At 51.5% G+C, this 22,311-nt stretch carries 29 protein-coding genes, 1 tRNA gene and 3 pseudogenes; 27 read left to right on the forward strand and 6 right to left on the reverse strand.

What is annotated here, in order from left to right:
• Positions 1–65: 65 nt before the first annotated feature.
• The 6 genes and pseudogenes from ABLV75_RS18005 to ABLV75_RS18030 all read right to left on the reverse strand — a co-directional run.
• Positions 66–254, reverse strand: a pseudogene (locus ABLV75_RS18005) (hypothetical protein); the annotation flags it as partial.
• Positions 247–447, reverse strand: a complete 201-nt coding sequence (locus tag ABLV75_RS18010) for a hypothetical protein (protein ID WP_049083081.1) — start codon at positions 445–447, stop codon at positions 247–249. The gene ABLV75_RS18010 and the pseudogene ABLV75_RS18005, both read right to left, overlap by 8 nt.
• Positions 447–974: an HD family hydrolase gene (locus ABLV75_RS18015; protein WP_148850117.1), complete on the reverse strand. Its 528-nt coding sequence runs from the start codon at positions 972–974 to the stop codon at positions 447–449. Before ABLV75_RS18015 ends, ABLV75_RS18010 begins: the two co-directional genes overlap by 1 nt.
• A 129-nt stretch (positions 975–1,103) precedes the next feature.
• Complete coding sequence (locus ABLV75_RS18020) at positions 1,104–1,931, reverse strand: DUF2303 family protein (protein WP_154927151.1); 828 nt, start codon at positions 1,929–1,931, stop codon at positions 1,104–1,106.
• A gap of 56 nt (positions 1,932–1,987) precedes the next feature.
• Positions 1,988–2,359: a hypothetical protein gene (locus tag ABLV75_RS18025; RefSeq protein ID WP_001515608.1), complete on the reverse strand. Its 372-nt coding sequence runs from the start codon at positions 2,357–2,359 to the stop codon at positions 1,988–1,990.
• 1,453 nt (positions 2,360–3,812) lie between these two features.
• The gene (locus ABLV75_RS18030; protein WP_047683645.1) at positions 3,813–4,445 is read right to left on the reverse strand and encodes a S24 family peptidase; all 633 of its coding nucleotides are present in this window, start codon (positions 4,443–4,445) and stop codon (positions 3,813–3,815) included.
• Between the two features lie 103 nt (positions 4,446–4,548).
• Here ABLV75_RS18030 and ABLV75_RS18035 point away from each other — a divergent pair, with 103 nt between their 5' ends.
• The 27 genes and pseudogenes from ABLV75_RS18035 (at position 4,549) to ABLV75_RS18165 (ending at position 22,166) form a co-directional block, all read left to right on the forward strand.
• Complete coding sequence (locus tag ABLV75_RS18035) at positions 4,549–4,752, forward strand: Cro/CI family transcriptional regulator (RefSeq protein WP_047683642.1); 204 nt, start codon at positions 4,549–4,551, stop codon at positions 4,750–4,752.
• A 22-nt stretch (positions 4,753–4,774) separates the two neighbouring features.
• Complete coding sequence (locus ABLV75_RS18040) at positions 4,775–5,326, forward strand: YmfL family putative regulatory protein (protein ID WP_015370235.1); 552 nt, start codon at positions 4,775–4,777, stop codon at positions 5,324–5,326.
• Between the two features lie 172 nt (positions 5,327–5,498).
• Positions 5,499–5,678, forward strand: coding sequence for a DUF4222 domain-containing protein (locus ABLV75_RS18045; RefSeq protein ID WP_064349867.1), 180 nt, complete (start codon positions 5,499–5,501; stop codon positions 5,676–5,678).
• Positions 5,668–6,579 carry a conserved phage C-terminal domain-containing protein gene (locus ABLV75_RS18050; protein WP_311095527.1) on the forward strand — a complete coding sequence of 304 codons (912 nt, stop codon included), beginning with the start codon at positions 5,668–5,670 and terminating at the stop codon, positions 6,577–6,579. Before ABLV75_RS18045 ends, ABLV75_RS18050 begins: the two co-directional genes overlap by 11 nt.
• The gene (locus tag ABLV75_RS18055; protein WP_348855058.1) at positions 6,576–7,034 is read left to right on the forward strand and encodes a hypothetical protein; all 459 of its coding nucleotides are present in this window, start codon (positions 6,576–6,578) and stop codon (positions 7,032–7,034) included. Before ABLV75_RS18050 ends, ABLV75_RS18055 begins: the two co-directional genes overlap by 4 nt.
• Before the next feature lie 178 nt (positions 7,035–7,212).
• Complete coding sequence (locus tag ABLV75_RS18060) at positions 7,213–8,166, forward strand: phage N-6-adenine-methyltransferase (RefSeq protein WP_049106562.1); 954 nt, start codon at positions 7,213–7,215, stop codon at positions 8,164–8,166.
• Entirely contained in the window at positions 8,159–10,141 is a 1,983-nt protein-coding gene (locus ABLV75_RS18065; protein WP_311095528.1) for a DNA cytosine methyltransferase, read from the forward strand. The genes ABLV75_RS18060 and ABLV75_RS18065 overlap by 8 nt, the downstream gene beginning before the upstream one ends.
• Positions 10,138–10,341: pseudogene (locus ABLV75_RS18070) on the forward strand (SOS-response repressor and protease LexA); the annotation flags it as partial. The gene ABLV75_RS18065 and the pseudogene ABLV75_RS18070, both read left to right, overlap by 4 nt.
• 269 nt (positions 10,342–10,610) lie before the next feature.
• Positions 10,611–11,009: a RusA family crossover junction endodeoxyribonuclease gene (locus ABLV75_RS18075; protein WP_064398040.1), complete on the forward strand. Its 399-nt coding sequence runs from the start codon at positions 10,611–10,613 to the stop codon at positions 11,007–11,009.
• 89 nt (positions 11,010–11,098) lie between these two features.
• The gene (locus tag ABLV75_RS18080) at positions 11,099–11,953 is read left to right on the forward strand and encodes an antA/AntB antirepressor family protein (protein WP_200780674.1); all 855 of its coding nucleotides are present in this window, start codon (positions 11,099–11,101) and stop codon (positions 11,951–11,953) included.
• Positions 11,950–13,005, forward strand: coding sequence for a DUF968 domain-containing protein (locus ABLV75_RS18085; protein WP_138920439.1), 1,056 nt, complete (start codon positions 11,950–11,952; stop codon positions 13,003–13,005). Before ABLV75_RS18080 ends, ABLV75_RS18085 begins: the two co-directional genes overlap by 4 nt.
• Positions 13,006–13,023: 18 nt before the next feature.
• Positions 13,024–13,854: an antitermination protein gene (locus ABLV75_RS18090; protein WP_049071743.1), complete on the forward strand. Its 831-nt coding sequence runs from the start codon at positions 13,024–13,026 to the stop codon at positions 13,852–13,854.
• Positions 13,855–14,005: 151 nt separating this feature from the next.
• Positions 14,006–14,119: pseudogene (locus ABLV75_RS18095) on the forward strand (site-specific DNA-methyltransferase); the annotation flags it as partial.
• Positions 14,110–14,185 (forward strand) — tRNA-Thr (locus ABLV75_RS18100). The pseudogene ABLV75_RS18095 and the gene ABLV75_RS18100, both read left to right, overlap by 10 nt.
• A gap of 744 nt (positions 14,186–14,929) precedes the next feature.
• The gene (locus ABLV75_RS18105; protein ID WP_015370231.1) at positions 14,930–15,355 is read left to right on the forward strand and encodes a tellurite/colicin resistance protein; all 426 of its coding nucleotides are present in this window, start codon (positions 14,930–14,932) and stop codon (positions 15,353–15,355) included.
• Entirely contained in the window at positions 15,352–15,507 is a 156-nt protein-coding gene (locus ABLV75_RS18110; RefSeq protein ID WP_048258054.1) for a DUF3927 family protein, read from the forward strand. The genes ABLV75_RS18105 and ABLV75_RS18110 overlap by 4 nt, the downstream gene beginning before the upstream one ends.
• Before the next feature lie 294 nt (positions 15,508–15,801).
• Complete coding sequence (locus tag ABLV75_RS18115) at positions 15,802–16,191, forward strand: phage holin family protein (protein WP_004139418.1); 390 nt, start codon at positions 15,802–15,804, stop codon at positions 16,189–16,191.
• On the forward strand, positions 16,181–16,459 hold the full coding sequence (locus tag ABLV75_RS18120) for a phage holin family protein (RefSeq protein WP_014228560.1): 279 nt from the start codon (positions 16,181–16,183) through the stop codon (positions 16,457–16,459). Before ABLV75_RS18115 ends, ABLV75_RS18120 begins: the two co-directional genes overlap by 11 nt.
• Complete coding sequence (locus ABLV75_RS18125; protein WP_311095529.1) at positions 16,459–17,088, forward strand: glycoside hydrolase family 19 protein; 630 nt, start codon at positions 16,459–16,461, stop codon at positions 17,086–17,088. Before ABLV75_RS18120 ends, ABLV75_RS18125 begins: the two co-directional genes overlap by 1 nt.
• A gap of 7 nt (positions 17,089–17,095) precedes the next feature.
• Entirely contained in the window at positions 17,096–17,371 is a 276-nt protein-coding gene (locus tag ABLV75_RS18130) for a hypothetical protein (protein ID WP_311095530.1), read from the forward strand.
• Positions 17,322–17,516 (forward strand): hypothetical protein, encoded by a 195-nt coding sequence (locus ABLV75_RS18135; RefSeq protein WP_311095533.1) that lies wholly within the window; start codon positions 17,322–17,324, stop codon positions 17,514–17,516. The genes ABLV75_RS18130 and ABLV75_RS18135 overlap by 50 nt, the downstream gene beginning before the upstream one ends.
• Positions 17,513–17,806 carry a hypothetical protein gene (locus ABLV75_RS18140; RefSeq protein ID WP_024359394.1) on the forward strand — a complete coding sequence of 98 codons (294 nt, stop codon included), beginning with the start codon at positions 17,513–17,515 and terminating at the stop codon, positions 17,804–17,806. The genes ABLV75_RS18135 and ABLV75_RS18140 overlap by 4 nt, the downstream gene beginning before the upstream one ends.
• A gap of 807 nt (positions 17,807–18,613) precedes the next feature.
• Complete coding sequence (locus ABLV75_RS18145) at positions 18,614–18,859, forward strand: DUF2560 family protein (RefSeq protein WP_311095531.1); 246 nt, start codon at positions 18,614–18,616, stop codon at positions 18,857–18,859.
• A 584-nt stretch (positions 18,860–19,443) separates the two neighbouring features.
• Positions 19,444–19,755: a hypothetical protein gene (locus ABLV75_RS18150; protein WP_311095532.1), complete on the forward strand. Its 312-nt coding sequence runs from the start codon at positions 19,444–19,446 to the stop codon at positions 19,753–19,755.
• Positions 19,756–19,766: 11 nt separating this feature from the next.
• On the forward strand, positions 19,767–21,224 hold the full coding sequence (locus ABLV75_RS18155) for a glycosyltransferase family 2 protein (RefSeq protein WP_348855059.1): 1,458 nt from the start codon (positions 19,767–19,769) through the stop codon (positions 21,222–21,224).
• Complete coding sequence (locus ABLV75_RS18160) at positions 21,221–21,805, forward strand: hypothetical protein (protein WP_205352080.1); 585 nt, start codon at positions 21,221–21,223, stop codon at positions 21,803–21,805. The genes ABLV75_RS18155 and ABLV75_RS18160 overlap by 4 nt, the downstream gene beginning before the upstream one ends.
• Entirely contained in the window at positions 21,798–22,166 is a 369-nt protein-coding gene (locus ABLV75_RS18165; protein WP_311095469.1) for an HNH endonuclease, read from the forward strand. The genes ABLV75_RS18160 and ABLV75_RS18165 overlap by 8 nt, the downstream gene beginning before the upstream one ends.
• The last annotated feature ends 145 nt before the right edge of the window (positions 22,167–22,311 follow it).

Below are 22,311 nucleotides of genomic sequence, written 5' to 3' on the forward strand. Positions count from 1 at the left end.
ATCACTCAGACTCCACCTTGTCAGTGGCGCCAGCTGTGCGCACATAAACGATCACGCCATCTCCAGACAATAATCGGCTCAAGAACACCCAGCTCCTTGATATTCAGCACCATCCCTTCATCGATCGGCAGATTGACTCGCTCATCGTAAAGCGGGTGAGCCTTGTCAGTGACAATATGCAGATTTTCCGGCTCGAACATCAGAACGTTTGTCTTGCCGCAGGCGCCATAAGCATCGATCGAGTTTTTAGCCATTTCTGTTTTCCTCGCTCAGGTTCGCTATCATCGCGGCCATAGCGGTGTTCTGGTCCATTGCCTCTGTAAGGGCGACAAAGGTCACATCCAGCCTTGACGCTATGTCTTGCATTAATTGTGCTGCTGCTGGTGGTAGGTCAGGTGCTGTAGCGTATGCTGCAGCAACTAATTCTTTCACTTTCACATGTGCCATTAGCGCCGCTCCATCAGTTGGTTAAAGCGGTTCATGAACATGCCGTAAGACTGGCCCGGGCGGACGGGGTTAATCACAAACTGGTCAGTAGGAATGACGCCGTCGAGCATCGGCCAGTGGGTGCCGTCGTCGATCTCAAAGTCGCGACGTTCGCTGGCCAGCATCACCAGGTCGGCATATTTAACGGTCGGGTGCTGCACAGCCGGCAGGCCGAATTTTTGGCGAATAGCTGCATCAACCTGATCTTCAATTGCGCGGTAGTCAGGAAGAAGGCGTTTTAATGGGGCAGGGATATCCTGCAAATATGCCTCGGCGGCGTCATGCAGCAGCGCTTCAAGCGCAAATTCTTGAGGTACCAGTTGGCTTGTTAAAACGCTGTGCTGGCCGACGCTATAGAACTCAGGCAGGTGACCGGCAAAGCGGCAGATGTTCGAGAGTGCATTAGCAATATCTTCGATCTCGATGGCGTCTTGCTGGATGTCGAGATAGTTAAAATGTTTGCCTGAAAAGGTTTGAATAAAGCTCATTATTTTCTCCATACTTTACGCCTGCACAGCGCTGTTTTTTGGGTGTAGGAATCCCTCGCCAGGTGGCGATTAATTACAGGATTACGCTTTAATAAATCCCCTCAACGACGGGGATTTAATGGAGAGCAATCAGGCCTTGAAGTTGCCGATAAAGGTTTCTACCGGCTTGCCGTCGAACTTGCCAACCAGCAGATCACGGAACTCATTGGCGATCGCTTCTTCCAGGGCTTCCAGCTGGACGATACGCAGGACGAATACCGGATCGCTACTTTTGAGCAGGCTATTGCGAAGACTGAAACGACGTTCGCCCAGGCCTTCATAGGGTACACACTTAAACTCAAACGCGACCGGCATAACATCTTTACTGCTGGCTTCGATACTTTGCATCAGCGATTTTTTGCCGCTGAAATCACCGTCTTCATGATCGGCGGCATTAGTTTGCTGGATAGTGACACGACGAACCGCCTGCGCTGCCTGTGCAATTTTCATTGTCTGTCCGTCGGAATCGAACGCAGTGAGATAGTCACTCCAGTCTTCGAGCCATTCGGCGATTTGCTTCTGATTAAGGTGATCGCCGTTGATCGCCAGTAACGCGCGGAAGGGCGCTGTCTTCTTAAGCTTGATCGAGGCGACGTTATCAGCGTGGCCTGGGTTGTCCAACGTGCCGATATTGAAGATAGAACGAGCCAGCATGTTATCGGCATCAATAAAGCAACGTGCTTTTTCTTCTTCCTGGGCATAAGCGACAGAATAGCGAACGAAATCATCAATGCTGGTCGTGTCCATGGCACCGCGGAAACGGAAACGCTCAAGAGCAAAACGCTCTAGGCTTTCAACGCTGGTATTCTGCGGTAGCAGGGCGGTCGGACAGGCCAAGCCGTGGATATCGTTCAGGTGATAACCAGAAAGCACCAGATCTTTAACCTGCTGAAAAGTACCGCTGTCTAACTGAGACATAAAAATTCCTTATTAACTGATTAGCGAAGTGGTATCAGTGAATTTGTACGTGCGGTTCACTGAGCCGCTTTAAGCTTTCCGTCCACCGCGCCGGTGATACCGAAGAGTTGCCCCTGATCCTCCTGCAGGATTGTGAGCTTGCCGCCTTTGTTAACCCACATTGGTGTTTCGGTGGTGTCCTCTTCCGACGCTTTGCCGCGGGGAGTTGGGGTGCTGTAGTTCAGCTTGTGCTTAATCTTGACGCGCTTCTCTTCAACAGAGTTGCCCATACGCTCAAAATCAAAGGTGAGGACAACCTTGCCTTTGTTGCCGTTGTTCAGAACGCCGAGCGCGGTGGTATTAAGAGCCGCCGCAATCTTGTTCATGAATACGCCGGCGTCCAGTTCACCCAGGAAATCGGGCACTACTGTCATGCGATCATTACTCATGGTTTTACCCTCTCGAAAGGCGGCTGCCACCGCCGGGAATTTCTCCGTACACAACACAGAAGAGCACCTGCGGTTAGGACGCCGCCCGGGTGGATTGGGTAATGAGCCCGTCGCCCGGTGATGCTCTTGTGTATTGTGTAAAAAGGGCGGTTATCCATCAGAACGTTATCCTCTTCCTCCTTTGGATAGTGGAAAACTGGATAACCGCCAAGACTACACACAGCACAGTTAACTAGGTTGTGGCGGTGGTGCCTCCACCTGCCGGGTTAAGCCATAACCGGCGACGTACACTGCCCGGAAGCGCATTCATTGCACGGGTTTGGCTCGTCACGTGCGCATAGCCGCAATTACCACAACGGAAAGAGCACTCCGATCTTCTACCAACGCCCCGTCGTAGCTTTTCGGCGCATCCACATGGCGCTTGGGTTTCAGCCTCGTGTGGCGGGAATGCTCTTACCTGTTGTGTCCCGGACTCTTCCCGGGCGTCACACCTTTTCGCCGCGCTGGTGGGGCGCACGTCGTGCCTGAAACACTTGGCTTGCACATTCCAGTTGTCCGGATAGCGCATGGAACTTCAAGGGAACCATCTGGGCTGCTAACGCTGCATGTGCCATACAACGGTTGTGAATATTGCCGTTCACAACTGGAAGCGCACTCCTTCAGTTACAAACCAGTCCCCACGACGGATGAAGATGGAATGCGCTTTCATGTTGTGTACGATTCATCTACCCCGGTCCGGCGGCGCCACCTCGCCGGGGCAGATGCAAAGGACCGTTACGCGATCATTCGGCTTGTTGGTCTGGCCGGAAGTATCAAGTCCCGACATCGCGGATTCTGCTTCTCCGCCCCGATTTCACCCCCGCTATTGTTTAGCGCGCAAACCGAGAAAATCGCCTTCAACGCTGTCGGCTTTCGCCATGTTCGATCAGGTATCTTCGGGCGGGGCGCCGGCGACCAACCGGCACAACCCCTACAGTATTAATCCAGGTCTACTGGACCCCCGACGCCGTGGGTTAAACGGCTGCTGTATGTCGGGTGAGTTTCTGTTGCTGGTGGTCAATCCAGCTCCGCAACCCCTCCCGAAGACACCTGTTTCAAATCAAAACTTCAAATTACGCACCAGAGGGGCTGCCGTTGAGCCGCCTGACATTTGAACTCTGATACGGTTTACTGATGGTTTGCTACGTTCTTCGCCAGAAAGCTATTGAATGTACACAGCCCCAGAACTAAACGAGGGACGCCGCGTAAAATTACAATTCCTCCTGCTTTTGGTAGCTTGCGGTATGCCTTGCGGCGTTGTGCTGAATTCATCTTGGTTGCCTCTCACCGTAAAGTAAGTGTGCTGATGAATGTAATATTAGAATACTTACATTTTAAGTCAAGAGGAAAATGTAAGATAGCTTACTTTTTGTGGCGGGGTAATAAAAAAACCCGCGGATGCGGGTTCTGGGGCTTAGAGATCGATGATTATTTGCTTAACTATACCGATCAGTTTTGTATCTTGGTTCACCTCTATAGGCTTAAACGCCGGGTTTAGAGGTATGAGATAGGAAAATGGAGGGTCTATGGCGAGCTTTTTAATGGTCGCTTCACCACCAGTAACGGTTTGGGCTATCACAATTTTGCCATTTGCCTCATCAACAAAACCGTATTCTGGCTCGACAATGACAACCGAACCATCAGGAATGCTAAGCTCTTGGCTCGAAGTCATCGAGTGACCTTTAACACGTAATGCAAAAGCTGATTCAGATAGCTTCTTTGTAGTTTTAACCAGTTCGTTAGCTGGGTCGCCAATAACCTCGGTCCAGTTACCTGCCTGTACCCAAGATATAACAGGCACTTCTCTAACAGATATCAGGTTAATGTTGATACCGTTCTCGATATCGCCTGTACCGAAGATAAGCCATTCGGGAGAACATCTCAGGCACTGACATGCCAATACAAGATTCTCGCCTGATAACTTGGTGGAATCATTTTCCCATTGTGTAACCGCAGACGCGCTGACGCCGGCCCACTCAGCAACATCACGTTGCGTAAGTTTTTTCTGCTTACGTCTAAATCTTAATCTGCTGCCAACGGTATCCATAAAATCTCCTCCGGATTACACGTTAGCAATCTTACATTTTATTGACGTAAGTATGCTGTCGATATAGCATGTAAGTATGCTAACTTTATAGGGGAGGTAATCCATGTTGAAAGCTAAAGTCGTCACGTTCTATGGCGGTATATCTAAAACCGCTACAGCTCTGGGAGTGACCCATAGTGCTGTATGCCAGTGGGGAGATGTTATCCCCGAAAAACAAGCGCTCTACATTGAGCGGCTCACAGATGGAAGGCTGAAGTACGACGCTTCCCTCTATCACAAGAATATCAATCCAACGACTCAGCAGTAACCACAGACGCAGGGGGTAAGCCGTGGGTATAGAACCTGAATGGAAAGTAGAGAAGCAACCGGCGTGGCTGGTGGCCGCGATTAAAAAGACTATCACCGAACTGGACGGGGGTTACGCAGAAGCAGCTGAATGGTTAGGCGTTACAGAAAACGCGCTCTTTAACCGACTTCGCGCAGAAGGGGATCAGATATTCCCACTCGGTTGGGCAATGGTACTCCAACGTGCAGCGAGCACAAATCATATAGCTAATGCTATCGCACGACACTCCAACGGCGTCTTTGTTCCGCTCGCTGAAGTCGAAGACGTGGACAATGGCGACATTAATCAACGCCTTATGGAGTCGATTGAGTGGATTGGAAAACACTCCAGCTTCATTCGTAAAGCAACTGCTGATGGGGTTATTGATGCCGATGAAAAGGCTCAGATTGAGCAGAACAGCTATCAGGTGATGGCAAAGTTCCAGGAGCATGTAGCGCTTCTGTTTCGCGTTTTTTGTACTCCAGAAAAGAGTGACGCCCGCGAGTGTGCAGCTCCGGGCGTCGTGGCGAATAAATCTTTGTGTATGGAGAAATAATCCGCATGAGCAATTTAATCGTAAATCTTCAATTACCGCAACTACGGATGTACCCGATCCCGGGCGTTTCGTCGTTTCGGTATGAGCGCATGGTATGCGGTAAATGGGTCGAGTGTAACCACAGTCGGGCACGCGGAGTTGTGGGGGTCTTTAACCGGAGGGCAAAAGCGTTATGCGAGAAGTTAACCGGAAGTTCAAAGACCACTATGGCAATCCAGTCAGAGTTATCCGCTGGGAGCCTGAGACACGTCGCGTCATCTACCTGCGGGAAGGCTATTCCCACGAGTGCTTTAGCCCACTCGATCAGTTTCAACGCAAGTTCAGGGAAGTAGAGGGCAGCCATGAGCAGTAAATTACACGGCCTCGTATGGGAAGCATGCGCTTTCAAAGGGCTGATAATCTCAGAAATAGCGGTCATGGCTCGCCTGGCAGATTTCAGTAATGACGAAGGTGTGTCATGGCCAGCGGTAACCACTATTCAGCGACAGATCGGCGCCAAGAGCGAGAATACTGTCCGCAGCGCTATCAAAAAGCTTCAGGCTAAAGGCTGGCTGAAGAAGCAGGAACGGCGCGTGGGCGGAAAGAATAATTCGAACGTTTATAAACTCAATGTTGACATGCTGGAACGTGCAGCAGCTGAAGCAAAAATCTTCTACGCAACGCCACGTGAACAATCAAAATTTGATGCCTCACAATTTGAGGGTTCAAAATTTGAGGGGGCAAACTCTGATGCCTCAAATAATGGGTCTGTACCCCCTCAAATATTGCGGGAGGACCCCTCAATGGTTGAAGGCGATCCGTCATTAGATCCGTCATTAGATCCGTCATCTAAAAAACCTTCTTGTCGGGCTCCTGCGGAACCCGACGATAAGCCGGATCCTGAAGTTGTTATTACCGATAACGCGATCGAAGTTCTGGCACACCTGAATCTGGTCAGCGGTTCCCGTTACCAGAAATCTAAGACCTCACTGGAGAACATTCGCGCGCGCCTCCGCGAAGGTCATACCGTTAGCGACTTGAAACTGGTAATCGACGTCAAACATGAGCACTGGCATGGCAACGACGAGCAATACCAGTACATGCGACCCGAGACACTTTTCGGCCCTAAAAAATTCGAGGGATATCTGCAAAGCGCTATCCGTTGGGATGCCAAAGGCCGCCCGCCAAGGGAGTTGTGGGACAAAACCAGACCGCGGGATGTTAATTCAATTAGCCCAGTACAAACCACTATTCCACGGGGGTTCCGGGGATGAACATAGCCAAGTCGATCTTTGAATTTATTGAGAATAATCCAGGCAAAATGCTGCGCGATATCACTGCGGCATTTCCTGAAACCAAACCGGTAACAGTGAAGAGCGCTGTTCATCGCCTGTACTACGACGGGGAACTTGCCAGCGTTGAAGTTACTGGTGGGTTTATCTACTTCGTAGCGGGATCCATCGATATTGAAGAATACCTGCCTGGTGGGCTTTCGGGGGAGATTCTTGCCCTTGAAGCGACAGCCAAAAAGCTGGAAGAGCAACGCTATTACCGCCGTGCGGCGACGGTATGGCAGCAACTTTGTGACAGCAACTGTACGGCTAAAGCAAGAGAGCGGTACCTGCGTCTTAAGAATGCTTCTGTTCGAAACGCCAGAAACATGAATGATTCCGCCGGGTCATGCTATCTGGCCGGAAATTACTGCGGAGGTGACTTGTGCTCCGATTGAAGAAGGTTTTGATAAGTCTCCGGCGCCTTGTGCGTTTGCATCACTGGCGTTACTGGTGGCAGCACGACGTTATTTTTCGCAGAAAATATGCACTCCTCAGAAATGACCTTTTCAGCTTTGATCGCCGTTACTGGTTACTGAGAGCACTTGTTGATGCTGATCAGCGCAGGGGAAAACTATGAGTCAGGAAGTACAAGAAGCTATGACCGCAGAAGAGCAAACTTTAACAAAAACCGTCAGCCCTTATTGCCTGGCACTTGAGGAACAGCGCCAGCGTAGTGCGCATTATTTAAAAGAAGTCGGGGATCAATGGCGTACCCCTGATCTGCTGTTCTGGGGCGTTAACGCTATGTTTGGCCCGCTGGTACTGGACCTGTTTGCAGACGACAGCAATACAAAATGTCCGGCATGGTATACCGCTGAAGATAATGCGCTGACGCAGGACTGGTCTGGTCGTTTGGTAGAACTCGGAGGAGCGGCCTTTGCTAATCCGCCGTACAGCCGTTCGCAGTACCATGAAAAACAAGCCATCACTGGCATGACTCATATTATGAACTATACCGCCGAGCAGCGTGAAAAGGGTGGTCGTTACATTTACCTCGTGAAGTCAGCAACAAGTGAAACATGGTGGCCGGAATATGCCGATCACATCATGTTTATTCGTGGTCGTATCGGATTCGATCTCCCAACGTGGTTTGTGCCGGCCGACGAAAAGCAGAAGCCCACCAGCGCCTTCTTTGCCGGGGCTATTGCGGTATTTGATAAGACCTGGCGCGGTGAACATTTTAGCTATATCGATCGCGTTGAGCTGGAAGCAAAAGGGCGCGCAAGTATGGCGCTGGCTGAGTTTGCTGCAGGAAAATTCCTGTCACCAGTTTCGCCAGTTCAGTCTCCTGAAGTGATCATCCCCGATGCTGTTGCATCATTGGCTGAGCCTGAATCCCGGATCTGGCCACTGGAAGTTGGACTCGTCTTTGGACAGGTACAAGGCGCAGAGGATCTGGAGTTCTCCCAGCAGAACAAGCTGAAGGCCCACATTAACCAGTTGTGGCTGGAGCGCGTGCCCACCAGCGAAATCATCACCGTTGCTGGTGGGCTGGTCGGCAGCATGAGGGGGACCGCTCATGCGTGAGATTATTGTCGATAATTTTGCTGGTGGCGGTGGCGCCAGTACAGGTATTGAGCTGGCGATAGGGCGTAGCGTTGATATCGCGATTAACCACGATGTTAACGCCGTTGCTATGCACCGCACTAACCATCCCGACACGCTTCACTATTGCGAAAGTGTGTTTGATGTATCCCCATTAGCCGCTACCAGTGGCAAGCCTGTCGGCCTGGCATGGTTCTCGCCTGACTGTCGTCACTTTTCTAAAGCGAAAGGTGCTAAACCAGTAGAGAAAGCTATTCGAGGGCTGGCATGGATCGTCATTCGTTGGGCGCTGGATGTTGGCCCGCGAGTCATGATGCTTGAAAACGTCGAAGAGTTTAAAACGTGGGGCCCGTTACTCGCGGCAGAAATGCGACCGGATCCGGCACGCATCGGTGAAACTTTCAATGCATTTGTCGGGATGCTTACCACCGGTATTCCAGCAGATCATCCTGCACTGGTGGAGTGTTGCGAGTTTCTGGAGTTTTCAGCGGATAGCGAGCAGGCCAAGCGCTTAATTGCCGGGCTGGGTTATGTCGTCGATTTTCGCGAGCTGCGCGCCTGCGATTATGGCGCGCCGACCATCCGTAAGCGGTTCTTCATGGTGATGCGCCGGGACGGGAAACCGATAGTCTGGCCGGAAGCCACGCACGGGGATCCGAAGTCTGCCACCGTGCTGGCGGGCCAGCTTGAGCCGTGGCGTACAGCTGCGGAATGCATAGACTGGTCAATCCCCGCGCCGAGCATCTTCGGTCGCAAAAAGTCACTGGCAGAGAATACGCTAAAACGGATTGCCCGCGGCATTCAGCGCTTTGTTATCGAAAGTGCTTCGCCATTCATTGTGAAGTGCAATCACACAACGACACGTGGCAAATACGACTGTTTCCGGGGACAGGCGCTGGACGATCCGCTACAGACGATTACGAAAACCCACGGCTACGCAATTGCGGTACCTCATATGACAAAATTCCGAACCGGAGCTACCGGGCAGGAAGTCACCGATCCGTTGCCGACGGTGACGGCCGGTACCGCAAAACGCCCGGGCGGGAATGGTCACGCTCTGGGTATTGTTGAAGCAGAGCTGGCGCCGTTCCTGGCTGGCAATGGCGGCAGCGAGTACCAGGCTAAACCACGCCCTCTCGATAAACCCGCTCACACCATCCTGAAAGAATCGCGCGCCTGTGTCGTCGCTCCGGTTATCGCCCGGCAGTTCGGCGCAAGCATCGGACACCGGGCGGATGAGCCTAGCGCAACAATCACCGCGGGCGGCGGAGGTAAATCGCAGCTGGTTGTGCCGACGCTCATTCAAATGGGATACGGGGAACGGCCAGGACAGGCACCTCGCGTGCCAGGACTGGATAAGCCGCTGGGCACCGTTGTGGCTGGTGGCGGGAAACATGCCGTAGTTGGTGCGTTCCTGGCAAAACACTACGGAGGGAATTATCAGGGCGCTGGCGTGGGGCTGGATGAGCCAGCGCATTCAGTAACGACTGTCGATCACCACGCATTAGTCGCTTCTCATCTGGTTAAGTTGCGCGGAACCTGCCGCGATGGCCAGCGCACTGACGAGCCGATGCCGACTATCACTGCTGGTGGTCAGCACGTAGGCGAGGTTAAAACGACTCTGGCGGTCGAGGACTATGACGAAGATCGAGCGCAGCAGGTGCTGTCGTTCCTGCAGGAATACTGCGGAGAGGAATGCACCGGGCTGGTGGAAATCGGCGGAGTGACTTACCGCATCGTTGATATCGGCATGCGCATGCTGCAGCCACACGAACTTTACCGGGCGCAGGGCTTCCCCGAGTGGTACATCATTGACCAGGATTACCGCGGCGTGAAATACGCGAAAGATAAGCAGGTTGCGCGCTGTGGCAATGCTGTCCCGCCGCCGTTCGCCGAAGCGCTGGTACGCGCCAACTTACCAGAAATGTGCGTGAACAGAGAGGAGCAGGCAGCATGACTTCCTTGACCTTAAGGCAGCAGGAGGTCCTGGACCTCCTGATCGAATATCAGCGTAAACATGGTTTTCCGCCTACAACTTACGAACTGACCGGCATGCTGGGGTGCCGGTCCCCCAATGCAGCAGCAACGCACCTCAAGGCGTTGGAGAAAAAGGGTGTTATCACAATCACCCGCGGGGTTTCTCGCGGTATCAGTATTACCCCTTCGCTGCTGGCCAGAGAAATATCGGTCAATCTCAACAGCATCGTAAAAGTGAAACTTAATGAAGTTTCCCTCAGGCATTTGGAAAAACAACACGAGCAGAATCGAATCCAGCACCCGGGGATCTTCGGGGACTTTTCGCCCCCGGTAACAGACGAAAATGGCTATACGTCAATGACCCTGTGGAGCCTCATGTCTGACCTTGGCCCGCTCTGCTATTGCGGAGGAGATGTTCCGTTTGAGTTGAAAATAGTGCTGGAGGCAGAATGAAATTTATTCTTCCATTCCCACCCAGCGTGAACACCTACTGGCGGTCCCCAAATAAGGGGCCCGCAAAAGGTAAACATCTTGTCAGCGCAGCCGGCCGTAAATTCAAACATGCAGTACGGTCAGCGATCATTGAGCAACTGCGTGCAATACCAAAACCATCTACTGCGCCAGCAGCGGTAGAAATTATTCTCTATCCGCCAGACTATCGCCGGCGTGACCTGGACAATTACAACAAGGCACTTCTTGATGCTTTGACTTATGCCGGTATCTGGGAGGACGACAACCAGGTTAAGCGTATGGCTATTGAATGGGGTGAAATCGTCAAAGGAGGCAGGGTAGAAATCACCATAGTCTGCTATCAAAAAGTGGTGGATGTATGTACAGCTGTGGGTTGAAAGATTTGCGAGTTGGCAGTAATGTCGAATGGTGCAAACGAAACGGGCGTGCAGGCCCTTTCGTCACTTCAAAGTGTATGGAGATAAATATGGCTAACCATGTTATGGGCGTAGCTACGCCTGTCGATAATCAATTGCATCAGGTAATTCCGGTAATGCAGGGCACAATCGGCGATCAGAGAGCTTCGTTGGTAAGCGCCAGGCGACTGCATAATTTTCTTGGGGTCGGTCGTGACTTCAGCAACTGGATAAAGTCTCGTATTAGCCAGTACGGTTTTACTGAAAACATCGATTATACAGTTATCGCCAGTTCTGGCGAAAACCCACTCGGCGGGCGCCCGGCAGTGGATTACATGGTCACCATCGATATGGGTAAAGAGTTAGCGATGGTAGAACGCAATGAAAAAGGTCGTCAGGTAAGGCGCTATTTCATTAGTTGCGAGCAGCAGGCAAAATCAGCGATAAGCCATACGCATCCTGATTTTTCCAACCCGGCGCTGGCTGCCAGGGCGTGGGCTGATGAGTATGAAGCCAGGCAGAGGATTGAGGCTTTAAGTCACCGGCAGGCTCAATATATCGATCATCTTGAAAACCTGTTTACCGACGGCTTATCCCCAGTGCAGTTCTGCAAACGTCTGAATGGTGTCAACGTCAGTAAAGTCAGCGCCTTCCTACAGAGCGCTAACTGGCTTTACGATGACAATCCTAACGGCAATCACGCGCAATGGCGTGTCAGATCTCAGGTCAGGGATAAGTATCTCACCGAGAAGAGCACAAAAGTTTCACCGAGCGCCGCCGCCAGTTTCACAACATACCAGCCCGTCCTCCTACGCGATGGGGCTGTTTGGCTTTATCGCAAGTATCTGAAGGGACAACTGCCGATGAAGCAATCCTGGAATGGGGAATATACCCACGATAAAGAGCTTTCTGGGGGCATTCAGTGAGAGCATTACTGACCCCTGAAGTCGTGTCTCGTCTCGGTGTTGTTCTTTTCAAACCCGGTCATGAATTGATGCCTCTCTTTACCGGCGGCCGTGTCCTGATAGAGCGTCAGCCAGACAAGATGAAAACACTGCCCACTGGGCGGATCGCCGATGCACGTCAGCCGCTTGCAGAAATGGACATTCTGCGTTTTTTCATGAGGGATGAGAGGGTAATTAACGCAGCTGGTGGAATTAACGCTCTTGAGGCCTGGCTTCTACGACATGTCAGAGAGTGCCAGTACCCGCATTCCCACTATCACCACCATGAATTAGTGACTATGCGGCATCCGCCTGGCGCCATGGTTGTCTGCTGGCATTGTGATAATGAATTACGTGAGCAGACCACCGAAATGTTGTCAGAGCTGGCTTATCAGAATCTGGTTCAGTGGGTGATTGAAAGGGTGCTGATCAGCCTTGGATACAATAAGGAGCGCGAATTATCGATGGCGGAGCTCTGCTGGTGGGCTGTGAAATCCGGCATTGCTGACGCAATAACCGAGACGATGGCGCAACAGGCCTTAAGACTGCCTGAGGAACCTTTCCTGTCAGTTTATAAGGATAGCGATATTGTCCCGTCATTTGCTGCAGGTGAAATCCTTCAGGATCTTGTTGAGGGCATAGACCTGGCGGACGCCAGCGTACTCATTGAGCAACCTCAGATTGAAAGTAAACCCATTCTGAGGCTTAGTGTCGATCCGAACAGCCCCGAATCATTTATGCGCCGCCCAAAGCGCCGGCGCTGGATCTGCGAAGTTTACACACGTTGGGTTAAAACTCAGCCATGTGAATGCTGTAGGCAACCATCAGACGATCCACACCATATAATAGGGAATGGTCTGGGGGGAACTGGCACCAAGGCCCATGATCTCTTCGTGATACCACTGTGCAGAGTGCATCACGATGAATTACACGCCAATACATCAGAGTTCGAAAAGAAATATGGCACTCAGTTAGAGCTGTGGGCTCGTTTTCTGGATCGGGTAATGGGTATCGGCGTCATTGTAAAAGCTTGAGTGTATGGAGTACTGAGCATGAATATTGAATCAATTCCCAAATTTTTCGCGCCCAAAGGAATGCATATTTCCGATAGCGGTCGTGCAACCGCCAGCGAGCAACTCACGGTGACAGATGTAATGGCCGCACTGGGGATGACACAGGCAGAGGCAGGAATAGGCCTGTCAATGTTTTTGGGTAAAGCTGGAATCAGCGAACATGACAGAAAGGCATCCGTCAGTTGGTTGGCTGAATATGCAAAATCAAAAGCGCCTCGATCGATAAGAAAAGCAGCAGGGAAGAAGTTCCCGCTGTGTATGCTGATAATAGCTCGGTTCGCTTATAACGACTATGCCTCGTCTGCAGCTGACAGCGTAGATTGCAGGAAGTGTTCTGGTTCAGGCTTCATAAAAAAAACCTCAATGGTGGAAAAAAGCCACTACAAAATGAGATTACCGCAATGGGCAAAAGACCTCGGGCAGTCACCTTCGGATTTTGAAGTAAAACGTCAGGTGGAAGAGATTGACCATGTTCTCTGCTTCAAATGCGGCGGCACCGGGAAAATCAGCAAGCGATGCCAGTGTGGCGGTACGGGAAAAACCCTGGACCGTAAAGAGTCAGAGCTGCAGGGAGTGCCTGTCTACAAAGTATGTAAACGTTGTGAAGGCCGCGGTTATAGTCGTCCTAAGTCTTCAAATGCTTACAGAGGTATGCTCTCTGAGCTGCCTGGTCTGCCAGAACGTACCTGGCGATACAGCTGGAAACCTTTCTATGAAAGTCTGGTTACAAAATGCTTTGAGGAAGAGAGTTATACCGACTCACAACTTAAACGTGTGACAAAGGTGTCTGATTTGATAAATATCGCATAATTTAGCGACACGTTACTTGCAAAGTTGCCGCTTTTGTGTAATTTTATCTATAACGATGGGCTTTGTATGTTCAACGTTGATTAACCCGCCAGCGAGCGGGTTTTTTTATGGGCTAAAATCGATAAAATCTTCTTCTCTTTCAATTAGTTCTTCTGGTTCAACGCTAAAGCAAGCTGCTCTGCTCGGGCGGCGTGGTATAGGCGTTGAGCTGGAAACCGAGCGGTTTGAACAGACGGTCAGTGAAATGCGCAATTTGCTGGATTAGCTCAGTAGGTAGAGCGCCTGCCTTGTAAGCAGGATGTCGGCGGTTCGATTCCGTCAATCAGCACCAGAACTGAGCAAAGGCTGAAGGGCCTAAAATAAGTCTCTGCCGGTACCAGGCTGATCACCTGGTCGTTGCTCCACGAAACGGAGCCCATAACAGGTAAGGGCATTGGTCATGGAGCGGTGGGATAAATATCCGAGCTTCTTGGCGGTTGCAGCGGATGTTTGTTTTTAAAACCGGTGCCCTTTCCGTTGTGGTGAGAGAACATATCGGTTTATCCCGGCCCATAACGTAGCGATGTGCAAGCGTTGATTGACGTTAAGCAGGAGATGGGCGCCAGCCACCACAACCAAATCCCTTACCTTAGGGCTTAACCGGGCGAAAGCCGCCGGATAAACGTAACCGGCGTAATGAACTCGCAGGAACGACCAACAAACGGTAATCCGTATGGAGAATAACCCGTTGAGGAAGAGGCCTGGCCGGAACCGTAACCGGCACTTATATGGCTGCGGGGCCGGCGTCTGAAGCGAATCCCGATCACGATGCGAAAACTACATGTCCCAGCTGCGCGCAAAGTGACTTAAAGGCAGGGCCACAATTTGAATCTGCGACAACTTAGGTTGGTCGCTCCGTATCAGTAAGCGGATCCACCTGGCTCGCATTCGCGGGCCTTTTTCGTATCTGCGCCACGCTCGGCGTTATTTAACCACAGAGCCTTTCAGGGGTGAGCCATAGGGAATAGTCAGTGTGACTGTCTCTGTGGGCTGATCATTCCTGAGCGCTGGCTCACCCGCTAAAAGGAAAGTCACTATGTTTGGTATTTTTAAAAAGAAAGCCCGTAAAGCCGTTGTTGAAGTGAAAAAAATGGAAAACCGCGATGCCGTAGAAGCCACGGTCTGGGGAGCGTACTCGATTGCATACGCTGATGGTACCTGCGATGCAAAAGAGATTGCAGTGCTGGAGAAGACTATTTCGGCCCTCCCTGCATTTGCGCCATTTGCTGGTGAAATTGCCCAGATGAGTTCGAATATTCGCGCTCGCTATGAAGCATCACCACGTTCAGCCAATGCTCAGGCGTTGCGCGAACTGGCTGACGTTGCCGGGACGGATGACGCTGTCGATGTTCTTTGCCTGTGTCTTGATGTAGCTGATAACGACGGCATCGGGGAAGAAGAAGAGAAACAGCTGAAGAAAATTGCCCAGGCTCTGCAACTTCCTCTGGACCAGTACCTGTGATCGGTAAACTTCGCTGGGCCGCAGCCGGGGTGCTTTTGTTTCTGGTGGTTGCTATCGACTTCACCAGCAAAATGATGTCAATCCTGGCTGATGGCGTGCTGGTAGCCGGGGTAATCGCTTTGCTCTGGCCCCTTATTAGATCCAGTGATTAGCACTGTGCAAAAGGCATCGTAATGGTGCCTTTGACAGAGTGTCAGTTATTGACGCCGCCTATGACTACATCCTAAATTATCCGTGTGGTGAATCCCCCTATGCGGAGGGGCGTCCAACTAATAGAGCGAAAGCCCTGTGAATACCGCGCGAGTAATGTCTGTTGGGGCATGCTCACCGGGAGGCACCCGGCACCACAAACCTCGATAGTCATTTTTCTTGAGCCTGTTCATTTTGAGCAGGCTTTTTTTATTCCCCTCGTTCATGAGAGGACTCACAGCAATAGAGGGGGCTAAATGTCCGATCCTGTCTCTGGTACTTCAGTTGCGGCCGGCGGCCTGATGGGGGCCAGCATGTTCGGTCTGGCTACCGGAATAGATTACGGCGTGGTGTTTGGTGCGTTCGCCGGGGCGGTTTTTTACGTGGCCACGGCAGCTAACATATCGCGCGGTAAGCTGGTGGCATACTTTATGACGTCATTCATTGTTGGTGTTCTGGGCGCCGGTCTGGTGGGTTCCAAGCTTTCAAGCTGGACTGGCTACAGCGACCGTCCGCTTGATGCGTTGGGAGCCGTATTAATATCAGCGCTTATCATCAAAGTTCTGACGTTTCTTAACAGCCAGGATCTAAATAGCTTGTTCAATATGCTGACCCGGTTCCGGGGAGGAGGTTCAAGTGGTAAATGATCCTTCAGCGCTGGCCAATGCAGTCATTTGCGCCGTCATTGTGCTGGCATTGATGTTCTACCAACGAGGTAGTGCGAGACACCGTCCGGGCATATCCGTTCTGGCTTATCTCATGGTGCTGGTTTATGCCAGCATCCCTTTCCGTTTCCTGTTTGGCCTGTACGAGTCATCCCACTGGCTGGTGGTGCTGGCTAACATTCTTATCTGCGGCGCGGTTCTCTGGTTCAGGGGGAATGTGGCGCGACTGGTTGATGCACTGAGGCACTGATGAACCAATCACAATTTCAACGGGCGGCTGGTATTAGCGCCGGGTTAGCTGCGCGCTGGTTTCCGCACATTGATACTGCAATGAAAGAATTCGGTATCACAGCTCCACTAGATCAGGCGATGTTCATTGCCCAGATGGGGCACGAGTCCGGAGGCTTTACCCGGCTGGTGGAAAATCTGAACTATGCAGCAGATAGCCTTGTGCCTACGTTCGGTAAACACCGTATCACCGCCCAGCAGGCCGCAGCACTCGGCAGAACGGCAACACAACCAGCGAATCAGCGAGCTATCGCTAACCTGGTGTATGGGGGCGAGTGGGGCAAAAAGAATCTCGGTAATCAGGTTGCCGGTGATGGCTGGAAATATCGCGGTCGCGGCCTGAAACAAGTTACTGGCTTGAGCAACTATCGCAGCTGCGGACAAGCGCTGAAACTTGACCTTGTCACCCAGCCTGAGCTGCTGGAGCGAGATGATTACGCTGCACGTTCGGCCGCATGGTTTTATGTCTCCCACGGTTGCCTGCTTCATTCCGGTGATGTTGAGCGCGTAACGCTGCTTATTAACGGTGGCCGCAACGGTCTGGATAAACGCCGCGTGCTGTTTAACCAGGCTAAATCAACGCTGGTGTGAGGTCCTCATGGGCATTGAAATGATTATTGGTCTGGCAACTGCATTGCTGGCCATTGTCGCTGGCGCATTTGGGTTAGGCCATTCACGCGGCAGCAGCAAGGCAGAATCCAAAGCCGAGCAGCAGCGAACCGAAGAGAACGCCGCTGCTACCGTTGCCGCAGCAGAAAGAAAAGCAGAAGTCACCAAAGAGGCCAGCAATGTACAGCAGACTGTTAGCCATATGCCTGATGATGATGTTGATCGCGAGCTGCGCGAAAGATTTACCCGCCCCGGTGGTGGTTGATACCGCCTGCAACTGGGTGCGGATCATCTACCTGACTGGCCACGATATCGACGTGCTGGATAAGCAGACCAAACGCGACATTCTGGCGCACAACAAAGCAGTACAGGCCAATTGCCCGCAATCAACCGAAAAGGCTACGAAATGAGTGAAGCAAAACCGCAGAACGGCACCACAGTAAAGGGCTACCGCACATTAACCGCGGGCGACATTGAGCGCATGAACCGCCTCAAAAGCGTCAGCCGCCACTTCTGTAGTTTGCTTGATACCGAGCGAGGTGAATTGTTGGCTGTCCGTAATGGCCCGGCAATGTTAAGTGCTGAGCAGGCTCGGGAGATTGATGAAGCTTTGCGCTGCCTGGCAATCGCCCGCACCAAAATGCAGGAAGCCTGTATGTGGGCTTGCCGAGCTGTAGCGCGTCCTGATGCTGATTGCTGAGCCGTTTCGATTTCTGAAGCCTAAGAGTGTACTTAAGCTTCAGAAAAGTAGTCGATCAGTTACTTGATAGGTTTACTTTCTGAGGGGAGGAAAATATTTCCGCAGTATGGGCAGATCAATGTTATATCGTTTTTAATCCTTGACAGGCTATATGTGGACTGGCGAGAGCAGTGAGGACAAGTGCTTTTTACAGGCCTGAGTGTACGTATCTTGTCTTTGAGCATAGACATGGTTTTATCCTCGTGAGTGATTGCTAACCATACACCACAGGACAGTAAATAGCTCACTTTTTAACCTTTATTTTTTTGTGACTATTTTGTTCGTACGGAAGATGGCAACGAACAATTAAATCTAATTTCGTCAGTGCAAGGCCATTGCACCTGTTCGAAGGCGAGTGAACCGGCTAATGTTTTATTTTAAAGATTTTCATCGTATGAGTGTGATGACCCCTGGCAGGATAATCATCCGTCTGGCCAGACTAATTGAATAGCAGTTATCGATTAACAAGAAGAACTGCCATTATTGTGTGGTTGCTGGTATGAAAAAAAATGAAACACACTACTCTCATTGCACCTCCGTCCCAACACCAGTCTGTCGGGGGTCAGTTACTCGTTTAAGTGATGCTCTCCCGGATGGCTCCTGAGAGTTTATTTAATCGATAACTGTGCATGACAAAAGGCCGCATATCTTTTGCGGCCTTTTTCATAGCCATCACAAAGGCCACCTCAGGGTGGCTTTTTTAATGGCATTACGGAGCCGCTTTCCGAAGTGGTTTGATAAAGCCTCCCACTCGCATAGAGGTACGACATGGTCGAAATCACAGACGCCCAGCAGATTCGCCTGAACCTGCTATCCACCCTGAACTATGACACTGCCGCCGCAAAAGTCGCTGTAGAATTTGTTCAGGACAGCTCGCTTAAGTACCAGCTATTCATCCAGCAATACAGCCGCGTCACATCAGAAACTGAAGTGGTTGCAAAGACGATGAAAGCTGTGCAGGAAGCAACTGAAGCGCTGCCGCTCTTCGATACCGGCGCTGAAGAGTCCAGCTAAGGCATTACAGATCCACTCCCAAAGATAGTTTCGATAATGATCTTTAATAAATTATTTAATAAAAAAGAGCTCACTTTGATGAGCTCTTGGAGAATACTTTAGAGGCTTTTGGACCATTTAAGTCGGGATGCCGAGTTTCTTACAAATTTTCACAAGTAAGTCAGCTTCGTTGTAATAGTCCTTTATTCCAATAGCAGCACCACAACTTGAGCATTGAACGAAAAATGTTCTATATCGTGATCCGCTCACTTTTGCCTCCTTCAATTCAAAATAAGTTGAAGGGCATTTAGGACATGTCGTAATAGCCATATTTTTCCTTTTCAGAGGTGATCAGCCACTACACCTTTCTTTGTTCAACTGCGTCCCACCACAGTTGGGCTGAACAACTACCTTACCCAAGGTTAATGTCAAGTAATACCCTTCTATGACGACAACAGCCAATATTTAGTGGCATTTTGATGCGCATCGCATACACCCTCTCAAAGAGAGTCTCTCAGTAGTGAGCCAGAGTAATGCCGTTAGGTAGCGTTTACCCCTCGGGCGGCATTGCTGTGCGACAGGCTCACGTCTTAAAGGAAACGCACATGAAATATCAACTCGCAAAATTGTACTGGGATGACCGCTTCTTCGGGTATGGTATCGCTGCTGCTGGATTGCTTCTTGAAGATCAAGTGTCAACAACGGTAGAAACCACGACAGAAGGAAGACCTGTCGTTATTGCGACATTCAACCTGAAGAGTGAACATTTAGAAAACCAGCCGCATATTGATTTAAAAGACCCCCGTGTTTCAAACGAATTTCAGATTGTCATTCATCCCAAAAGAACACTAACAGCTACGCATCTGGAAGAGCTTAATAATGTTTTGCATGACTTCCTTGCCCGACATCAATTGTAAGAGGGTGGGGTATGGAGGTCTTGATAGGCGGAGTTCGTTTTGTTCCTGAAAGCTCAGTCCCTGCGCGTATAGGGATAGCGATAACCACCCACCAGCGCCCAGAGGTATTGAAGCGAGCTATTGAGCAGCACATGAAGTATCTGCCCGCCGGCGCGCTGGTGGTTGTCATCGATGATGGTTCCAAACCTGCTGCAGTAGTCCCCGATGGCGTGCAGCTGCTCCGGCATGAAACATCTCTGGGCATTGTTGCCTCGAAGAACGCCAGCTTATCTGCGCTGATGGATGCCGGGTGTGAACACCTTTTCCTGTGGGATGATGATGCCTGGCCCATCACCGATGGCTGGCATCTTCCCTACATCGAATCACCAGAGCCGCACCTGGCTTACCAGTTTCTTGATCTGGCTGGACGCAATAAGCTGAATGACATTGCGGCGCTTTACCGAGACGAACAGCATGTGGCATATACCGGGCAGCGCGGCGTGATGCTTTACTACCACCGCAGCGCCATTGAGAAAGTAGGTGGATTCGATCCGGTTTACGGCCGCGGCATGTACGAACACAGCGACCTTGCCCTGCGCATCCATAACGCCGGGCTGACTACCTGGACTTATGCCGATGTAACTGGCTCAGAAAAGTTGATTCATTCTCTCGATGAGCATGAAGCTGTAGAGCGTTCGGTACCGCGTCCAGACCGACAGGCGCTGGTGGAACGTAACGTGAAGATCCACAACGAACGGCGAGATGCCGGTTTTACTGGTTACGTTGAGTACCGGCAGCAGCGCGACGTGGTAATCACAACGTTGCTGACCAGTCAGCCTGACCCGCAGCGCGGTAGCCGAATGCAGCCTGACCCGGCGGCGCTGGCCACCTGGGCTAAATCAATCCGGGGTGCCGATGCCGTAGTGCTGGCCGACCAGCTAACCTCCGCTCCTGATGGCGCTCAGTTGGTGACGGTCCCGGATGTCGCAATGAATGTCTATTTCCGGCGCTGGCTGCACATCTGGCAGCATCTTCGTGAGCATCCTGAATATCGGTTCGTCTGGTGTACCGATGGTGCCGATGTCGAAATGCTCTGCGCGCCGTGGGAAGAAATGCTTTCCGGTAAGGTCTATGTTGGTTCAGAACCTAAGACCTATGCCGACATCTGGGCAAAGCAGAACCATCCAGAGCGTATCTATCAGGAGTTCATCGACGAGCACAGCAACGATGTGATGCTTAACGCTGGTCTTCTGGGTGGTTCCCGCGCTGATGTAATGTCGTTCGCTCACGGCATTATACGTCTTTACTACCGGATCGAGAGTTATCGTTTCTGGAAGAAAGAACAGGCGAATGCCGCTGTAGGGGACATGATTGCCTTTGGCATTGTCGCTAAATCTTTTGGCGATCGGATAGTAACCGGCCCGCGCATCCACACGGTGTTTAAGTCGGATGGTATCGGTAAGGAGTATGCCTTTTGGAAGCACAAATGAAATTTGCGGTGGTCGGGCATCACTCAAGAGAACCTCAGGCGCGAGCACTGGCTTACCAAATTGGACCGAGTGCCCACGTGATGATCGACCCTGGCAATCATGGGGCAGCATGGAATCACCGGCGGGCTCTGGAGTGGGCTGCTGAACAGGATTGCCGGGTGGTAATCATTGAGGATGATGCGATACCAGTACCGCGTTTTGTGGCCCTGATTGCTGGATGGTTAGAGCGCTTTCCTGACGCTTTATGCTCTTTCTATCTTGGCACTGGACGCCCGCCGCAGTACCAGTTGCAGATTGTTGAGCGGTTGATAGTGGCTGACAAGACCCGCGCGGATTACATCACGTTGCCGCGACTGATTCACGGCGTCTGTTATACCGTACCGCCGCAGCATATCGGTCGGGTGCTATCCCGCTGGGACAACAGCAAGCCTGCTGATTATGCAGTGGGTGATGCATACGGAGGTAGCGTCATCTACCCATGTTACTCGTTGGTTGACCATGCCGATGCTGAGCCGGTAGAGCGCCACCCTGATGGTTCATCCCGGACTGAACGCCGCAGAGCCTGGAGGTTACATGGCTAGATTGAAGACATTGCAGCCCAGGCTGAAAGCCATCGACACCCGTAGGATAAAGCCGGTATTTGGCGAGCAGAGACGTGTAAGCGGCAGCGCAAGGGTAAGCCTTAAGCGGCGCATATATGCGCGTGACGGTGGTCATTGCTGCATGTGTGGCCGTGTCGTTGACCTTCACTATAGCGAACTGGATCACCGGGTGGCGTTGCAGTTCGGCGGCGATAACGGCGAGCACAACCTCTGGACGCTCTGCATTGAATGTCACTCAGCTAAATCATCGCGTGAAGCCTCGACGGGCCAACCAGATGGAGAGGCTCTGAACCATTACATCAACGATGACGACCAGGCGCCAGGCATCGTGGTGATCTGACGTCAATTGATAACGACTCTCAGTACCATTGGAATTGATTGTTCTTGAAATCATTTCATTTGAAATGATACCGATTCTCATTTGCGAGGGGGGGGAGGAGTGGGTGTTAACCTCGATCGACCTGGACACCGCGCCCCCTCTCACG

This window comes from Klebsiella sp. CN_Kp066, from assembly GCF_040065135.1.
Taxonomy (GTDB): domain Bacteria; phylum Pseudomonadota; class Gammaproteobacteria; order Enterobacterales; family Enterobacteriaceae; genus Klebsiella; species Klebsiella oxytoca.

Coding starts and splice junctions, on each gene's coding strand:
- ABLV75_RS18135 (WP_311095533.1), top strand. CDS start 17,322: ATGTTGATCGCGAGCTGCGCGAAAGATTTACCCGCCCCGGTGGTGGTT.
- ABLV75_RS18125 (WP_311095529.1), top strand. CDS start 16,459: ATGAACCAATCACAATTTCAACGGGCGGCTGGTATTAGCGCCGGGTTA.
- ABLV75_RS18145 (WP_311095531.1), top strand. CDS start 18,614: ATGGTCGAAATCACAGACGCCCAGCAGATTCGCCTGAACCTGCTATCC.
- ABLV75_RS18115 (WP_004139418.1), top strand. CDS start 15,802: ATGTCCGATCCTGTCTCTGGTACTTCAGTTGCGGCCGGCGGCCTGATG.
- ABLV75_RS18030 (WP_047683645.1), bottom strand. CDS start 4,445: ATGGATACCGTTGGCAGCAGATTAAGATTTAGACGTAAGCAGAAAAAA.
- ABLV75_RS18165 (WP_311095469.1), top strand. CDS start 21,798: ATGGCTAGATTGAAGACATTGCAGCCCAGGCTGAAAGCCATCGACACC.
- ABLV75_RS18080 (WP_200780674.1), top strand. CDS start 11,099: ATGGCTAACCATGTTATGGGCGTAGCTACGCCTGTCGATAATCAATTG.
- ABLV75_RS18105 (WP_015370231.1), top strand. CDS start 14,930: ATGTTTGGTATTTTTAAAAAGAAAGCCCGTAAAGCCGTTGTTGAAGTG.
- ABLV75_RS18130 (WP_311095530.1), top strand. CDS start 17,096: ATGGGCATTGAAATGATTATTGGTCTGGCAACTGCATTGCTGGCCATT.
- ABLV75_RS18035 (WP_047683642.1), top strand. CDS start 4,549: ATGTTGAAAGCTAAAGTCGTCACGTTCTATGGCGGTATATCTAAAACC.
- ABLV75_RS18155 (WP_348855059.1), top strand. CDS start 19,767: ATGGAGGTCTTGATAGGCGGAGTTCGTTTTGTTCCTGAAAGCTCAGTC.
- ABLV75_RS18075 (WP_064398040.1), top strand. CDS start 10,611: ATGAAATTTATTCTTCCATTCCCACCCAGCGTGAACACCTACTGGCGG.
- ABLV75_RS18140 (WP_024359394.1), top strand. CDS start 17,513: ATGAGTGAAGCAAAACCGCAGAACGGCACCACAGTAAAGGGCTACCGC.
- ABLV75_RS18065 (WP_311095528.1), top strand. CDS start 8,159: ATGCGTGAGATTATTGTCGATAATTTTGCTGGTGGCGGTGGCGCCAGT.
- ABLV75_RS18090 (WP_049071743.1), top strand. CDS start 13,024: ATGAATATTGAATCAATTCCCAAATTTTTCGCGCCCAAAGGAATGCAT.
- ABLV75_RS18020 (WP_154927151.1), bottom strand. CDS start 1,931: ATGTCTCAGTTAGACAGCGGTACTTTTCAGCAGGTTAAAGATCTGGTG.
- ABLV75_RS18010 (WP_049083081.1), bottom strand. CDS start 447: ATGGCACATGTGAAAGTGAAAGAATTAGTTGCTGCAGCATACGCTACA.
- ABLV75_RS18160 (WP_205352080.1), top strand. CDS start 21,221: ATGAAATTTGCGGTGGTCGGGCATCACTCAAGAGAACCTCAGGCGCGA.
- ABLV75_RS18015 (WP_148850117.1), bottom strand. CDS start 974: ATGAGCTTTATTCAAACCTTTTCAGGCAAACATTTTAACTATCTCGAC.
- ABLV75_RS18060 (WP_049106562.1), top strand. CDS start 7,213: ATGAGTCAGGAAGTACAAGAAGCTATGACCGCAGAAGAGCAAACTTTA.
- ABLV75_RS18055 (WP_348855058.1), top strand. CDS start 6,576: ATGAACATAGCCAAGTCGATCTTTGAATTTATTGAGAATAATCCAGGC.
- ABLV75_RS18050 (WP_311095527.1), top strand. CDS start 5,668: ATGAGCAGTAAATTACACGGCCTCGTATGGGAAGCATGCGCTTTCAAA.
- ABLV75_RS18150 (WP_311095532.1), top strand. CDS start 19,444: ATGAAATATCAACTCGCAAAATTGTACTGGGATGACCGCTTCTTCGGG.
- ABLV75_RS18045 (WP_064349867.1), top strand. CDS start 5,499: ATGCGAGAAGTTAACCGGAAGTTCAAAGACCACTATGGCAATCCAGTC.
- ABLV75_RS18025 (WP_001515608.1), bottom strand. CDS start 2,359: ATGAGTAATGATCGCATGACAGTAGTGCCCGATTTCCTGGGTGAACTG.